This window comes from Niveispirillum cyanobacteriorum (assembly GCF_002868735.1).
Classification (GTDB): Bacteria; Pseudomonadota; Alphaproteobacteria; order Azospirillales; family Azospirillaceae; genus Niveispirillum; species Niveispirillum cyanobacteriorum.
In genome coordinates this window covers 2,307,666-2,321,588 of record NZ_CP025611.1, presented here as the reverse complement: position 1 = coordinate 2,321,588, position 13,923 = coordinate 2,307,666, and the positions used below count along the sequence as shown (strand labels likewise).

At 64.6% G+C, this 13,923-nt stretch carries 15 protein-coding genes and 1 tRNA gene; 7 read left to right on the top strand and 9 right to left on the bottom strand.

Annotated elements, in window-relative coordinates:
* The first annotated feature begins 142 nt into the window (after positions 1-142).
* Complete coding sequence (locus tag C0V82_RS10730) at positions 143-1,471, top strand: class I SAM-dependent RNA methyltransferase (RefSeq protein ID WP_102112340.1); 1,329 nt, start codon at positions 143-145, stop codon at positions 1,469-1,471.
* Positions 1,472-1,659: 188 nt separating this feature from the next.
* Here the strand turns inward: C0V82_RS10730 and phhA are convergent, their stop codons facing one another.
* Both phhA and C0V82_RS10720 read right to left on the bottom strand, forming a co-directional pair.
* Positions 1,660-2,571, bottom strand: a complete 912-nt coding sequence (gene phhA / locus C0V82_RS10725) for a phenylalanine 4-monooxygenase (RefSeq protein WP_102112339.1) — start codon at positions 2,569-2,571, stop codon at positions 1,660-1,662.
* A gap of 147 nt (positions 2,572-2,718) precedes the next feature.
* On the bottom strand, positions 2,719-3,195 hold the full coding sequence (locus C0V82_RS10720) for an Lrp/AsnC family transcriptional regulator (protein ID WP_102112338.1): 477 nt from the start codon (positions 3,193-3,195) through the stop codon (positions 2,719-2,721).
* Between the two features lie 142 nt (positions 3,196-3,337).
* Here C0V82_RS10720 and hppD point away from each other — a divergent pair, with 142 nt between their 5' ends.
* Entirely contained in the window at positions 3,338-4,453 is a 1,116-nt protein-coding gene (gene hppD / locus C0V82_RS10715; protein ID WP_102112337.1) for a 4-hydroxyphenylpyruvate dioxygenase, read from the top strand.
* Between the two features lie 75 nt (positions 4,454-4,528).
* On the opposite strand, the gene C0V82_RS10710 is transcribed toward hppD, so the two are convergent.
* Together C0V82_RS10710 and C0V82_RS10705 are read right to left on the bottom strand one after the other, a co-directional pair.
* Positions 4,529-5,314, bottom strand: a complete 786-nt coding sequence (locus C0V82_RS10710; RefSeq protein WP_102112336.1) for a dioxygenase family protein — start codon at positions 5,312-5,314, stop codon at positions 4,529-4,531.
* A 173-nt stretch (positions 5,315-5,487) separates the two neighbouring features.
* Positions 5,488-5,563: transfer RNA gene (locus C0V82_RS10705), tRNA-Ile, on the bottom strand.
* Between the two features lie 312 nt (positions 5,564-5,875).
* Here C0V82_RS10705 and C0V82_RS10700 point away from each other — a divergent pair.
* Positions 5,876-7,807 (top strand): sensor histidine kinase, encoded by a 1,932-nt coding sequence (locus tag C0V82_RS10700; protein WP_158659863.1) that lies wholly within the window; start codon positions 5,876-5,878, stop codon positions 7,805-7,807.
* 10 nt (positions 7,808-7,817) lie between these two features.
* On the opposite strand, the gene C0V82_RS10695 is transcribed toward C0V82_RS10700, so the two are convergent.
* Together C0V82_RS10695 and C0V82_RS10690 are read right to left on the bottom strand one after the other, a co-directional pair.
* Positions 7,818-8,114 carry a hypothetical protein gene (locus tag C0V82_RS10695; RefSeq protein WP_102112334.1) on the bottom strand — a complete coding sequence of 99 codons (297 nt, stop codon included), beginning with the start codon at positions 8,112-8,114 and terminating at the stop codon, positions 7,818-7,820.
* Positions 8,115-8,145: 31 nt separating this feature from the next.
* Complete coding sequence (locus C0V82_RS10690; protein WP_102112333.1) at positions 8,146-8,937, bottom strand: class I SAM-dependent methyltransferase; 792 nt, start codon at positions 8,935-8,937, stop codon at positions 8,146-8,148.
* 94 nt (positions 8,938-9,031) lie between these two features.
* Here C0V82_RS10690 and C0V82_RS10685 point away from each other — a divergent pair, with 94 nt between their 5' ends.
* Positions 9,032-9,844: a helix-turn-helix transcriptional regulator gene (locus C0V82_RS10685; protein ID WP_199772395.1), complete on the top strand. Its 813-nt coding sequence runs from the start codon at positions 9,032-9,034 to the stop codon at positions 9,842-9,844.
* A 40-nt stretch (positions 9,845-9,884) separates the two neighbouring features.
* On the opposite strand, the gene mtgA is transcribed toward C0V82_RS10685, so the two are convergent.
* Entirely contained in the window at positions 9,885-10,586 is a 702-nt protein-coding gene (gene mtgA, locus C0V82_RS10680; RefSeq protein WP_245924063.1) for a monofunctional biosynthetic peptidoglycan transglycosylase, read from the bottom strand.
* A gap of 108 nt (positions 10,587-10,694) precedes the next feature.
* Between mtgA and C0V82_RS10675 the strand changes: the two genes are divergently transcribed.
* Together C0V82_RS10675 and C0V82_RS10670 are read left to right on the top strand one after the other, a co-directional pair.
* Complete coding sequence (locus C0V82_RS10675; RefSeq protein WP_102112331.1) at positions 10,695-11,333, top strand: glutathione S-transferase family protein; 639 nt, start codon at positions 10,695-10,697, stop codon at positions 11,331-11,333.
* 430 nt (positions 11,334-11,763) lie between these two features.
* Positions 11,764-12,333, top strand: coding sequence for a DJ-1/PfpI family protein (locus tag C0V82_RS10670; protein ID WP_102112330.1), 570 nt, complete (start codon positions 11,764-11,766; stop codon positions 12,331-12,333).
* 89 nt (positions 12,334-12,422) lie between these two features.
* Here C0V82_RS10670 and C0V82_RS10665 read toward each other — a convergent pair whose 3' ends face one another.
* Positions 12,423-12,716 (bottom strand): DUF1244 domain-containing protein, encoded by a 294-nt coding sequence (locus tag C0V82_RS10665; protein WP_102112329.1) that lies wholly within the window; start codon positions 12,714-12,716, stop codon positions 12,423-12,425.
* Between the two features lie 207 nt (positions 12,717-12,923).
* Between C0V82_RS10665 and C0V82_RS26850 the strand changes: the two genes are divergently transcribed.
* Positions 12,924-13,100 (top strand): hypothetical protein, encoded by a 177-nt coding sequence (locus tag C0V82_RS26850; RefSeq protein ID WP_158659862.1) that lies wholly within the window; start codon positions 12,924-12,926, stop codon positions 13,098-13,100.
* Positions 13,101-13,109: 9 nt separating this feature from the next.
* Here C0V82_RS26850 and C0V82_RS10660 read toward each other — a convergent pair whose 3' ends face one another.
* Positions 13,110-13,889, bottom strand: a complete 780-nt coding sequence (locus tag C0V82_RS10660) for an N-formylglutamate amidohydrolase (protein WP_102112328.1) — start codon at positions 13,887-13,889, stop codon at positions 13,110-13,112.
* Positions 13,890-13,923: the final 34 nt, after the last annotated feature.

Genomic DNA, 13,923 nt, shown 5'->3' with positions numbered 1-13,923 from the left:
TTCGCGTACACTTCTTGCCAAATCCGCACGGCCCCCCTATGCCCTGATAAGGATTGATCCAGGCCAGGGACGCCCCATGGCGGCCTTTTATTTCGTAATCGAAATAAAACCGGCCAGATTATAATATTTCGGAACCGTATCAATGCCGCCCCGCAGACAAGCCCCCCGCCGCCCCGCCCAGCGCCCCGCCCCCGAACCGCCGACGCGCGGCCCTGTGGAGGTCTCCATCACCCGTGTCGGCGGGCGCGGGGATGGGCTGGCGGAATGGCAGGGCCATCGGCTTTATGTGCCGCAAACGCTGGTCGGTGACCGGCTGATGGTGAAGTTCGGGGCCCATCGCGGCGATGGCTGGGAAGGGGTTCCCGTCTCCCTGCTGGAGGAAGGCAAAGGCCGCACCGATCCGGCCTGCACCCATTTCGGCAGCTGCGGCGGCTGTGTCGCACAGCATATGGATGATGCGACCTATGAGAAATGGAAGCTGGAGGCGCTGACCACCGTCCTGTCGCGCAGCGGCCTGCTGGGCGATGGCGTCACCCTGCATCCGGTGGCCCGCACGCCCGTGGGCAGCCGGCGGCGCGCCGTCATGAACGCCGTGCGCCGGGGCAACCGGGTGTGGCTGGGCTTTAACGAGGCGCATTCACACCGGCTGATCGATCTCACGGACTGTACCGTCTTGGCCCCGCCGCTGTTGGCGCTGGTTGCCCCGCTGCGTGATGCGCTGGCCCCGCTGCTGGCCGATGGTCAGTCGATCGATGTGGCGCTGACCCTTCTGGATGACGGGGTGGATCTGGTGCTGGAGGGGCTGTCGCGGCCCGACCTGCGCACCCTGGAACATCTGACGGACTTCGCGGCTTCCCAGGATTTGGCCCGCTTGTCCTGGCGCGCACGGGAGGGCCAGCCGGCCGAGCCTATTGCGTTCCGCCGTACGGGTCTGCTGGGCTTTGGCGCCGTCAGCGTTTCCCCCGCCCCCGGCGCCTTTTTGCAGGCCAGCAAGCAGGGCGAACAGGCCCTGGTCGCGGCCACCCTGGCCGGCGTGGGCGAAGCAGAAATGATCGCCGACCTGTTCGCGGGCAGCGGCACCTTCACCTTCCCCCTGGCCGCCAAGGCCAAGGTGCATGCGGTCGAAGGCGATCCGACCGCCTATAACAGCCTGATGGGCGGTGCCCGGCAACTGGGTGGCAAGGTGACGGCGGAAAAGCGCGACCTGTTCCGCGATCCCCTGACGCCTTATGACCTGAACCGGTTCCAGGCCGTCGTGTTCGATCCGCCGCGCGCCGGCGCGCAGGCGCAGGCGACGGAGATTGCGGCCTCCACCGTCGCCGCCGTGGTGGGTGTGTCCTGCAACCCGGTCAGCTTCGCCCGCGACGCCGAACTGCTGATCCAGGGTGGCTACCGCCTGACCGATATCTGGCCCGTGGATCAGTTCCTGTGGTCGGCGCATATGGAACTGGTGGGCTGGTTCCGGCGGTAGAGCGTGTTCGCCTCAATCGCCGGCGCTGCATCCGCAGCTTGGCTTACGCGGCATGGGCCGCGCGGCGGCGGTCGCCGCCGGAGCCGTTTTCAGTCAGATGAAAACTGCTCTAGTCCCAAACAACCACACCCCGGTCCCTATGACGGGCCGGGGTGTGGGCACAGGCGGTGCGTCCGGTCGGGGGACCCTTACGCCGCCTTGTGGCCTTCACCCTGGGTGCCCAGGGTGAAGACGCGGTCAGTGGGTAGGACCTCTGTCGGGCTGATGGGCGGCAGGGTTCGCAGCCGGGCGTAAAGCGGGGTGAAATCCACCGCCGTGGCATTCATCAACTGTTCGTAGTTATCGAGCACGAAATAGGTCTGCTGATAATCGTCGATCCGGTACTGGGTACGCATCACGCGTTCCAGATCGAATCCGATGCGATTGGGCGACGGGCTTTCGATGCAGAACTGTGTTTCCCCGCGCGATGACAACATGCCGGCACCATAGGCGCGCAAACCGTCCTTGGTGTTGATCAGCCCGAACTCGACCATGTACCAGTAGAGCCGGGCCAGATGTTCCTGGCCGTTCAGGGCAATGGCCTTGGCCCCGCCGATACCATAGGCCTGAAGATAATCGGCAAAGACCGGATGGGTCAGCAGCGGCACATGGCCGAAGAAATCATGGAACACATCCGGTTCGACCAGATAATCCATCTCTTCGGGCTTGCGGATCCAGTTGGTGACGGGGAAGCGCCGGGCGGCCAGATGTTCAAAGAACTCCCGCTCCGGGATCAGGCCGGGCACGGCCACCAGCGTCCAGCCTGTGGCCTTGTCTAGAACCTCTGACGCGCGGCGGAAATCCGGGATACCGTCACGCACATCCAGGCGGGTCAAGCCTTCCAGGAATTCCGGGGCGGCATAGCGCGGCAACAGGGCCGATTGCCGGTCATAGAGCGTGCGCCACATCGCATGGTCGGCGCTGGTGTAATGGTCCCAGCCTTGGTCGATGGTGAAGTCGGGCTGTACATGGCTGTAATCGCCGCGCAGGGCCGTGTCGGTCTTGCCGCTATCGGTGACGCGCGTGGCAAAGTCGCTGGCGGGCGCGTTCGTCTGGTTCATGGCTTCGTCCCCAAATCATGTGGGAATTGTTGGAAACCATGATAGCGCCAGGGGCGGGGCATTTCCTTGCGGATGTGCCGGGGTAGTGGGGGTCTTGCGCAATTCCTCCCTTAGATCAGGTTCACTTTACGCCATATTCTGCCTTGATCAGGTTGGTTTCGGCAATGGCACGGCGGTGGAGTGCTTCACCACATCCAGCACGAAGCTGGACCGCACCTCCTTCACCCCCTTGATCGACAGCAGCTTGCGCATCGACAGGTCAGCGAAACTGTCCAGATCCTCCACGATCACCTGCAACAGGTAATCCATGGTGCCCGTCATCACGAAGCAGGAGATCACCTCCGGCAGCAGAAGGATGCCGCGCCGGAAATCGGCGTCGCCTTCGGCATTCTGGTCGATCTTCACCTCGACAAAGGCGACGACACCCATGCCCAGCTTCTTGCGGTCCAGGATGGCGGTATAGCCCTGGATATAGCCCTGTTCCTCCAGGTCGCGCACCCGGCGCAAGCAGGGGCTGGGCGACAATCCCACCTGATCGGCCAGATCGACATTGGATAGGCGGCCATTGCGCTGCAATGCAGCAAGTATGCGGATATCTGCCGCGTCTAAACCAATGCTACCCATATTCTGCCCCTGATTAGTGTATTGGCGCAATTTATCACCCAACACTGCCAGAATCCGGGGGCAGTTCGCAAGGACATGCCCCGGCCTTCGGCCCTATCATGACAACAATTCCCCAACCGATAGATTTTCACAGGAGATCAAGATGGCGGACGGCGGCACGGCGCGCGTGGAAAACGGCCAGATCGTGGGCGATCTGTGGGACAATCCCATGGGCACCGATGGCTTTGAATTCGTGGAATACACGGCTGAGGATACGGCGGCGCTGGACAGCCTGTTCACCGTTCTGGGCTTCACCAAGGTCGCCCGCCACCGGTCCAAGAATGTGACCCTGTACCGCCAGGGTGGCATCAACTTCATCGTCAATGGCGAGAAGGACAGCATGGCGCAGCAGTTTGCGCGCGACCATGGGCCCAGCGCCTGTGCCATGGCCTTCCGCGTGAAGGATGCCGCGTTTGCCCATCGCCGCGCCCTGGAACTGGGCGCCAAGGATGTGAAGGGTTCTGTCGGCCCGATGGAACTGAACATCCCCGCCATCGAAGGCATCGGCGGCAGCCTGATTTATCTGGTGGACCGCCACCGGTCCGCCGCCTCCATCTATGATATCGACTTCGTGCCAGTGGACGGTGTGGATCAGAACCCGGTCGGCTGTGGCCTGGTTGAGGTTGATCACCTGACCCACAATGTCCATCGCGGCCGCATGGATCATTGGTACGACTTCTACGCCAAGCTGTTCAATTTCCGGCAGATCCGCTACTTCGACATCGAAGGCAAGCTGACGGGCCTGAAAAGCCGGGCGCTGACGGCACCGTGCGGCAAGATTCGTATCCCGATCAATGAGAGTGCGGGCGTCGAAGGCCGCGTCGACCAGATCGAGGAATATCTGCGCGAATATAAGGGCGAGGGCATCCAGCACATCGCCCTGTCGACCAACGACATCATCAAGACCTTCGACGCGCTGAAGGCCAACGGCGTCACCTTCATGACCCCGCCGCCCGGCACCTATTATGACATGCTGGAAGAGCGTCTGCCCGGCCATGGCCAGCCGACGGAAGAGCTGCGGGCGCGCGGCATCCTGCTGGATGGTGCGCCCGGCGGCGGCCTGCTGCTGCAGATCTTCACCAGCACGGTGATTGGCCCGATCTTCTTTGAGATCATTCAGCGCAAGGGCGATGACGGCTTCGGCGAGGGCAATTTCCGCGCCCTGTTCGAAAGCATCGAGCGCGATCAGGTGGAACGCGGCGTACTGTCTGCCGATTAATCGGGCGTCATATAGAAGGTGCGGGACAAGGGGCGGCCTTCAGAGGGCCGCCCCTTGTTCATTTCTGCGGCCCCCTCAATCAAAGGCGAACGCATCCATGGCCAGGATGGCGCGGTCGGTACTGCTGTGCAGCAGGCGGGCTGGCGTGTCCGGTGTGGCGGCGCCCAGCGCGCTGTAGAGCGGCCAGAGATGTTCGGGCGTGGGGTGGTTGCGTCGGGCCTCCGGTGCCAGTTGGTCCCAGGCAAGAAGATCGTCGTGGCGGCCTTCCAGCAGCGCCTGACGCATCCAGTCGGCAAAGACCGTCACCCAGGCGGGAGACGGCGCATCGGGGTCCTGGCCCCTGAACTCCATCAGATTATGGCTGAAGCTGCCGGACCCCAGGATCAGCACCCCTTCGTCCCGCAGGGGGCGCAGGGCCGCGCCCACGGTGGCGTGGTGGGCGGCGGACAGGTGCGGCTGTACCGACAATTGTGTGACGGGGATATCCGCATCGGGCCACGCGAGGCTGAGCGGCGTCCAGGCGCCATGGTCCAGCCCACGGTCGGCTACCAGGGCCGGATCAAGCCCCTGTGCCGCCAGCAGGCCCGCCGCGCGTTCCGCCAGAGCCGGTGCCCCGGGGGCGGGGTACTGCATGGCATAGAGGGCGGGCGGGAAGCCCCGGAAGTCATGGATGGTCGCCGGACGGGGTGACAGGGACAGGGCGGGCCGTGTTGTCTCCCAATGCGCCGAAACGGCCAGGATTGCCTTTGGCCGTTCCACCATGCCGCCCAGCCCCTTCAGAAAGCGGTGGGCAGGGGCGTCGGGTTCCAGGGCCAGCATGGGCGAACCATGGGAGATGAAGATGGAAGGCAATCGGGCCATCGGGCCACCTGTCTGTCGTGATTGATCGATTGCCCTTCACATGGGCATGGCGGTGGCGGCGGGGAAGCCCGACCTTCGCCGGTGGCGGCGGGTGATGCCGCAGGCCAGAAATGCGAAAGGCCGGCTTAGCAGCCGGCCCTTGTCGCATCAACGATTTCACATCCGGGAGGGGATGGTGGGCGCGGGTGGAATCGAACCACCGACCTCTCGCTTATCAGGCGAGTGCTCTAACCCCTGAGCTACGCGCCCCTCTCGTGGAGCGCGGTGATAGAGAGCTGCGGGCCGGGTGTCAAGCGCTTTCGTTCGAAAAAAAATCATCGGCCCGTATGTGCTGCCCATCAGGTGGCGGAGAGCCTGCGGAAATCAAGTGTCTTGCCCGGTAGCTGCGTTGCCCCTGCCCCGCACTTGGTGTTACCACTGATGCGATAGTTCGCCGGAGGCCGCAAATGCCTTTCCGGCCATGGGTTTCGGCCTGTGCGGGCGATAATCGGACCAGGGGCGGTGCAGGTGGCGGGGAAGGGCTGGCGAACGGCATTGTCGGGGGCGGCGCATGCGGACCGCATGCTGATTCTTGCCCTGTTGGCCGGCGTCCTGCTCGGGGCCGTCCTGTTATGGTCACATGCCAGCGAGCGTGTCCGTGCCTTTGAGATGGCGATGAATAGCCAGATCCGCACCCGCGCCGGTTCGCTGGATATGCAGATGCGCGTGGCGGTCGGCCATCTGGAGGCACTGCGTCAGCGCGCTGAGTTCTTCTATGCCGAATATCCTGCACCCGAAGATGTGCCCGCCAGCAGCCTTCTGACCGCGTTCCTGGCCAGCAATCCGCGTGGCGATGCCAGACAGGGCTATTCCCTGGACCGGCTACCCCCACCCTATCTGGTGGATCAGATCGGGAATATCGCGGCCCTCCCGTCCGGCGATATTCCCGCCAATCCCGTACTGTCCCGCCCAGATGAGGCCGGATGGCGGCAGGAGGCGGCCATGGCGGTGCAGCTTCTGCCGCTGATGGCTGTCACCCAGAAGGTGGTGCCGGAGGCGCGGCGGCTGGTCTATGCCTCCCTGTCGGGCATGCTGGCCATCCATCCCTGGGTGGAAAGCCGTCAGGCCGATCTGCTGTCGCAGGTGGGCACGCTGCCGGCCTTCGTGAATGCCGCCCCCGCCGCCAACCCCATGGCCGGGCCTGTCTGGACCTTGTCGGGCCGTGAAGGCGATTTCCCCGACAGCGCCATGCTAGCTCTGCCCTTGACGCTGCAAGGGCGTTATGCGGGGGCATTGGGCATCGACATCCCTGTTGCCGGCCTGCGTGATGCGCTGGGCGCCGTGCAGCGGGTGGAAAGCATGCTGCTGCTGGTGGATCAGGCGGGCAATGTCATCACCGGTTCTTCCCGAAATCAGGAAAAACCGCTGCCCCGCAGCATCACCGACATCCTGCCGCCCGGCGCCAGCTTGGTGGCCGGGCCTGATGGGATGATCAGCCACGGCTTCTTCAATAGCCATATTGTGGCCATCCCGTTGAAGCAGGCGCCCTGGCGCGTTGTCTATGTAGCCCCTCCCGGTGCCTCCCTACTGCCGATCCTGACGGATGTACTGATCTCTGTCGCAGGCTTCGTGGCGGCGGTTCTGGTGGTGGTGTTCGTGGCGCGGCGTCTGATGCTGCGGGCCCTGGCCGTTCGCGATACGGCCGCCATGGCGGAACGCGAGGCGCGCGCAGAAGCCGAACGCGCCTTGGCCGACCTGCGCGCCGCCCATGATGAACTGGATTTCCTGAACAGGGAGAAGACGCGCTTCTTCTCCTTGATCTCCCATGATCTGCGCGGGCCGTTCAATTCCATGCTGGGCATGACCCAGGAACTGGCCGATCACGCGCCCAAGATGAAGCCGGAAGAGGTGGCGGATTTCGCCCGCACCGTCCATGAAATGGCGCGCAAGGTGTTCGAGTTGCTGGAAAACCTGCTGCAATGGTCACGGGTGCAGATGTCGGGCACGCCGTTTGCCCCTACCATCTTCCCCATGCGCGAGGTGGTGAGCGATTCCATTCGCGATGTGGCGTCTGCCGCCCAGGCCAAGGAGATTACCATCCTGGATGCCGCCGGTGACCGCTGGGTCTTGGCCGACCGCACCATGATCCTGGCGGTGCTGCGCAATCTGATGATGAATGCCGTGAAGTTCAGTCACCAGGGCGGCGTGGTGCATGTGACCAGCCGCGCGCTGGGTGACCGTCTGGAGGTGGCTGTCACCGACAAGGGTGTCGGCATGGAGCCGGCGCAGCTTGAACTGGCCTTGCGCGGCGGTCCTAAAGCCAGCCGGCCGGGAACGCAGGGCGAAACCGGTACCGGTCTGGGCCTGACGCTGGTCCGCGATCTGGTTCTGCGCCATGGCGGCGAACTGAAGCTGGAAAGCAATCCTGGCCGCGGCACCATCGCCAGCTTCACCATCCCGCTTTCCACCGACCCGGCAGAGACACGGCGCCTGATGCAGCGCGCGGCGGATTAACCCCTATCGCTCAAACGCTGACATCCAGCTTGTCGCCGCGTCCGCGCGGGCGCTGCTGGTTCGTGCGGGCCTCCACCGCGGCGGCTTCATTGTCGAAGGCGCGACCGACAAAGCTGCTGCCGGTGCCTTCGCGTGCCGCCTCACCCCGCGCCACGGCGGTGGCGGCGCGGCGGGTCTGGGTCTCGGTGGGCTTGGCCACCTTCTGTGCCAACAGACCAGCCGACGCCAACGCCACATTGTTCTGTGGGTTGGTCGGGGCCGGCTGCGTGGCGGGCAGCGGCGGTGCTGGCTGCGATGGGATGATCATGGTTTATCAGATCGCCGCTCCGCCGCCGGAGTCAAGAGGCAAGCACTGAATTTTCCTTAATGGAAATGATCAGCATCGTGTCCAGGGTAAAGCTGCCGTCCGGCTGGATGGCGAAATGCTCCTTCACCTCCGTCGCCGCCCCTGCCTGTAAGGACAGAAGGGCCGGACGATGGAGGGTCGGGGTGTTGATCCGGTCCACCCACGACTGGAAACCCAGCGGCAGACGGAAGGTCTGCGGCGCCTGCGGCGTCAGGCCGGCGGCGGACAGCAGGGATCGCCATTCGGCTAGGCTGTAATTGCGCACATGGCTGGGGTCGCGCACCATTTCGATGGTCTGGAGGTAGGTGTCCAGCAAGGGATCGGCAGGCGCATAGACATCCATCATCACGCAGATGCCGCCGGGCCGCAGCACGCGTGCCGCCTCTTCCATGGCGGGGGCGACATGGCGCCAGTGATGGGCGCTGTAACGGCTGACCACCATGTCGAAGCTGGCATCAGCGAAGGGCAGAACCTCCGCCCGGCCCTGTCGCGTGGTGATGTTGGCAAGCCCGCGCTGCCCGGCACCCGCCGCCACCGCTGCCAGCATCGCATCTGACAGATCATAAGCCGTGACTCGTTCCGCGAAGGGGGCAGCATGGAAGCTGACATGCCCGCCGCCGCAGCCAAGATCCAGAAAATCCGCCACGGGTGCCCCCCGCAGCAGCGATTGCAGCGCCGTCAGGTCGGGGCCGGCGGCGTGGGTGGGGCTATTGACATAGGCGTCGGCGCGGGGACCGAACTGCTGTGTAACAAGGTCGTGCTGGCTGTCGGACTGGGCATTCATGGCCGTGGTTTCCTGTCGTCGGGTGGGTTCCTCTTGATTACGCCCCACCAAAGGGGGGTACAAGATAAGCACTTATACTGGTATGAATACCCCTATGAAGCTGCCTGTCCCGCCCTTTGAGGATCCCGCCGCCGACCAGCGCCACCTGCTGGGTGCCTTTCTGCGCGACCGGCGCGGGCGGCTGGACCCGGTGGTGCTGGGGCTGGCCGTGACGGGGCGGCGGCGCACCGCCGGCCTGCGGCGAGAGGAAGTGGCCGCGGATGCCGGGATCAGCGCCACCTGGCTGACCTGGCTGGAACAGGGCCGTGATATCCAGGCCTCGCCCCAGGCGCTGGACCGACTGGCCCGCACCCTGCGCCTGACGGGGGCGGAACGGGCCTATCTGTTCCAGCTGTCGGGCCGCCGCGACCCACGGCAGCCCGACCCCGGACAGGATGATGGCGGGGCCTGTGCCCGGCTGCGCGATGCGGTGGCGGCCATCACGGTGCCGGCCTATGCGCTGGATCACCGCCTGGACCTGTTGGCCTGGAACGGTGCGGCGGCGGACCTGTTTGCAGGCTGGCTGGATGAGCCGGGTCCGCATAATCTGCTGCGCTACCTGTTCCTGGACCCGGCGGCGAAGAAGCTGCTGGTGGATTGGCCGGGGCGCGCAGCCCGCGTGCTGGCCGAATTCCGGGTCGATCATGGCCGGCATTTGGCGGATACGGGGCTGACCGCCCTGATTGCGGAACTGCGCGCCGGCAGTGCCGAATTCGCCGCCCGCTGGGCCGGGGCCGATATCAGGGGGCGGGAAGGGGGCGAACGGCTGTTCCAGCATCCCGTCCATGGCCTTCGGCGCTATCGTCAGATGACTCTGTCGGTGGAAACCAGACCCGACCTGCGTCTGGTCATGCTGCTGCCGGATTAACTTCAGCCCCTGAAATGATAATTATCGAAGCGCTCTCCCTTCACGGCAGCGCGCAATCATCCAGCCCGTCGCGGCGTACAATCTCCATCCGTTGCTGCAATGTGCCGGCACGACCCGCGACATAGCGGCCGGGTGGGTTTGCCTTCCATTTCAGGGGGCTTGGCAGGATGGCGGCCAGAAGGGCGGCCTCACGCGGGGTCAAGGCCTCTGCCCCCTTGCCGAACCAGTATCGTGATGCCGCCTCCGCGCCATAGGCGCCGGGGGCCCATTCCACGATGTTGAGATAGACCTCCAGGATGCGGCGCTTGGACCAGAAGGTCTCCACCAGCATGGTGAACCAGAGTTCCACGCCCTTGCGCAGCCAGGACCGGTCGGGCCACAGAAAGGCGTTCTTGGCCACCTGCTGGCTGATGGTGCTGCCGCCACGCACACGCTGATGGGTCTGGTTGCGCTCCAGCGCCTTTTCGACCGCATCCAGGTCCACGCCCATATGGTCGCAGAAGCGGCTATCCTCCGCCCCGATAACGGCGCGGGCCAGATGTGGGCTGATCCGGTCCATGGACCGCCAGGAATGGTTCCAGTCGGCCCCGCCCAGGGTGCGGATCACCATCAGCGGCGTGGCCGGCACAGGCAGCAGGGCATAGGCCAGGACCCACAGGATGGAAAAGCCGATGAGCCCGGCGAGGCCGAAGGCCGCCACCCGCACGATGTGCCGCATATTCCATCGCTTGTCCTGGGCCATCCGGGCCAGATCTCCTTGTCCTTTTCCGTCCGCATCTTGGCGCAGACAGGTGGGATAAAGCACCGTAAAAAGACGGGCTCCCGCTTCCTCAGCCAAGGATGACCCGCGATGTACAGGCTTTATGGCAATTCCGGCATGGCCAACCTTGCCCCGCACATGGCACTGGAAACCATTGGCGCGCCATACGAGATGGTGCGGGTGGACACCGCCTCGAAGGAACATCAGGGGGCGACTTATCTGCGCCTGAACCCCACGGGACGCGTGCCGGTGCTGGTGGATGGGGAACAGCCCATCTTTGAAACGGCAGCCATCCTGCTGCATCTGGCCGACCGCCATCCCGACGCGGGCCTGATGCCGCCCGTGGGTACGGTGGAACGTGGGCTGGCCTATCAATGGCTGATCCACCTGACAAACTCGGTTCAGGTCGCCTATCTGGCCTATTATTACCCCGAGCGGCAGGTCGCGGACGCGGCCCTTGCCGACAGCGTGAGGCAGGCGGCGGAGGTGCGGGCTGGGGAATTGTTCGATCTGCTAGACAAGGCGCTGGCGGGGCGGGACTGGCTGACGGCCGACAGGCCGGGTATCGTGGATTTCATGCTGCTGATGCTGACGCGCTGGGGCCGCAATTTTGCGGGGCGTCCGCCGCGCCTGCTGCCCAATATCGGCACCCATGCCGCGCGTACCGCCGCCTTGCCTGCCGTCATCCGGGCGTTTGAACAGGAGGGGTTGACCCAACCCTGGTACTGACCCCGCAGGGCGTCTCCGCCCCCTTTGTGTACGCTCGTCCCCTACCGATTCGCCGCCTCCACCACCCTTGGATGGCAGGATTGTCTGAAATGCGGATTGACGTTGCGGGCGCGAAGGGCCAATTAGCGCCCCATGCATGAAAAGACGTAACCCGCCCCCGGGTCCCGTGCGGGAACCCAGGGGGGCCAAAGCCCGACCGAACCCGCGATGACGGGTTGGCGCGGATGGCTTGTGGCGTACCTGGGCCCTGTGGCCACCGGTGCCTGGCGCACCATGGCCCAAACCGCACACGGGGGACACCGGGATCGAGCGCCGCTTTCAGCATGGAATTCCCGAACGTTCCGGCCCGGCCGGCGCGTTCACCGCCTATCGGATCGCATTGGCCCGGCCAGTGCCGTACGGGGCGTACCAACCAGAAGGAGACGAGACCTTGACTGAACAACTGCTTGCCGGAAAGAACATCGCCATTCTCGTGGCCAATGGCTTCGAAGAGCTGGAGATGACCGAGCCGCAGCGCGCCCTGCTGAAGGCCGGCGCCAAGCCGAAGGTGATTTCGCCCGAACAGGGCTTGGTGAATGGCTGGCACGGCGCCGCCTGGGGCCATTACTTCCCGACCGACCGTCATGTCGGTGAAGTGCTGGCCGCCGATTTCGACCTGCTGGTCCTGCCGGGTGGCGACCGTTCGGTGGCCAAGCTGGCGACCAACCCGCATACTCGCCGCATCATTGGCAGCTTCGTCGACAGCGGCAAGGGCATCGTTGCCTTCGGCAAGGGCGTTGAGCTGCTGGCCTTGGTGGAGCGTATCAAGGGCCGTACCGTGACCGGCGCCGACAGCGCCCGCGCCGCCCTGGAAGCCGCTGGCGCCAAGTGGTCGGACGACGAGATCGTCCAGGACCGCTTCCTGCTGACGGCCAAGAGCAATGAGGACATGTCGGGCCTGATCGATGCCATGCTGCGGAACTTCACCGCCGCCGTCGAACAGCGCAAGGTGGCCGCCTGATATTTCAGGCAGGCTTGTCCCTGTGACGAAAAACCCCGCTGTCCTGCTGGACAGCGGGGTTTTTGTTTGTGCGAAACCCGCGCCGACTCTCAGTGGGCGTTGGCCTGCAGGAACGCGGCCTTCTGTTCGGCGGTGGCTTCACGCTGGTGCTTGGCCTTCCATTCATCGTAGGGCATGCCATAGACATGCTCGCGCGCCTCGGCATCGCTGACGGCCACGCCCTTTTCATCGGCGGCGGCGCGGTACCATTTCGACAGGCAGTTCCGGCAGAAACCCGCCAGATTCATCAGATCGATATTCTGAACATCGGTGCGGGTCTGCAAATGTGCCAGCAAACGGCGGAAAGCTGCGGCTTCAAGCTCGATACGGGTCTGGTCGTCCATGGTCAGGCTTCCCTGGGATTGATTGGTCGAACGTGTCGACGCAAATGGTGTATCCCGACCCGATTTTAAAGGAAACCACCTAAAATTTTAACCTATTACTGGGCGTTACTTTTGTGATTGATACAATCGTCAAGCCGTGTATCAATGGGGTCAAGACAAGAATATATAACCAAAAGTATCGGACTCAGCTCTTGCAGGGGGACCCAAATGGTCATCGATATGCGCACCCGTCTGCCCCACGGTCACATCGCCACCCACGCCGCCAATATCAGCTTCCATGCGCAGCAGTTGCGCCGTTGCGCCGACGATCTGAGCCAGGCGCTGGCCGCCTTGCAGGCGCTGGATGTCGGTGCCCTGCTGGAAGAGTTTGAAGCCGCGCGCTGATCCCGGCTGTCAGCACCCAGCGGCCGCGATGACGCCCGGCAGCAGGCGGGCTAGCCGTTCCGCCCAGGCATCGGCACCGCCTGCATCCGCGATCAGGTCCTGACGGATTTCCAGCATCAGCACGGGCAGGTTCGCCGCCTCTCCATGGTGGATGATGGTGAAATCAGTGCCGGTGCGGGCGCTGTAGGGTTCATTGTCGCCGACGGTCAGGTCGCCCTCGGCCCGAAATGCCGCCAGCATGGGCAAGGCCAGCCGCCCGTCGCGGTTCCACAATACGCCCACCTGCCAAGGCCGCTGGAATCCGTTCATCTGCGGCGTGAAGCTGTGGATGGAGATCAGGACGGGTACCTGCCCCTGTGCCTGGATGCGCGCGCGTTCCGCCGTGATGGCGTCATGATAGGGTTGGTACAGGGCCTCCATGCGCAGGGCGCGGGCCGTGTCTGACAGATCCTGGTTGGCGGGGACCGGCGTGCCATCGCTGATGGCGGGCATCAGGGTCGGGCTGTCGGGCCAGCGGTTGCAATCCACGACCAGCCGGGAATAGACCGACAGCACCGCCCGCGCGTCCAGACGTCGGGCTAGACCCTCTGTCACCGCCGCCGCACCGATATCCCAGCCGATATGCCGGTCCAGTTCCGCATCATGCACCCCCAGCCCATGCAGGGCCGCTGGCACCGCCTTGCCGGCATGGTCACAGACCAGCAGCAGGGGGCTGGATGCGTTCTGGTTCAGGATGCGGACGGGCGCCGGATCGGCGGCGGTCAACAAGGTGGGGGAGGCGATATCCATGTCTTCCTGATTATCGCAATCCCGGTTCCGGCGA

Coding starts and splice junctions, on each gene's coding strand:
- C0V82_RS10730 (WP_102112340.1), top strand. CDS start 143: ATGCCGCCCCGCAGACAAGCCCCCCGCCGCCCCGCCCAGCGCCCCGCC.
- phhA (WP_102112339.1), bottom strand. CDS start 2,571: ATGAACCAGACGAACGCGCCCGCCAGCGACTTTGCCACGCGCGTCACC.
- C0V82_RS10720 (WP_102112338.1), bottom strand. CDS start 3,195: ATGGGTAGCATTGGTTTAGACGCGGCAGATATCCGCATACTTGCTGCA.
- hppD (WP_102112337.1), top strand. CDS start 3,338: ATGGCGGACGGCGGCACGGCGCGCGTGGAAAACGGCCAGATCGTGGGC.
- C0V82_RS10710 (WP_102112336.1), bottom strand. CDS start 5,314: ATGGCCCGATTGCCTTCCATCTTCATCTCCCATGGTTCGCCCATGCTG.
- C0V82_RS10700 (WP_158659863.1), top strand. CDS start 5,876: ATGCTGATTCTTGCCCTGTTGGCCGGCGTCCTGCTCGGGGCCGTCCTG.
- C0V82_RS10695 (WP_102112334.1), bottom strand. CDS start 8,114: ATGATCATCCCATCGCAGCCAGCACCGCCGCTGCCCGCCACGCAGCCG.
- C0V82_RS10690 (WP_102112333.1), bottom strand. CDS start 8,937: ATGAATGCCCAGTCCGACAGCCAGCACGACCTTGTTACACAGCAGTTC.
- C0V82_RS10685 (WP_199772395.1), top strand. CDS start 9,032: ATGAAGCTGCCTGTCCCGCCCTTTGAGGATCCCGCCGCCGACCAGCGC.
- mtgA (WP_245924063.1), bottom strand. CDS start 10,586: ATGGCCCAGGACAAGCGATGGAATATGCGGCACATCGTGCGGGTGGCG.
- C0V82_RS10675 (WP_102112331.1), top strand. CDS start 10,695: ATGTACAGGCTTTATGGCAATTCCGGCATGGCCAACCTTGCCCCGCAC.
- C0V82_RS10665 (WP_102112329.1), bottom strand. CDS start 12,716: ATGGACGACCAGACCCGTATCGAGCTTGAAGCCGCAGCTTTCCGCCGT.
- C0V82_RS26850 (WP_158659862.1), top strand. CDS start 12,924: ATGGTCATCGATATGCGCACCCGTCTGCCCCACGGTCACATCGCCACC.
- C0V82_RS10660 (WP_102112328.1), bottom strand. CDS start 13,889: ATGGATATCGCCTCCCCCACCTTGTTGACCGCCGCCGATCCGGCGCCC.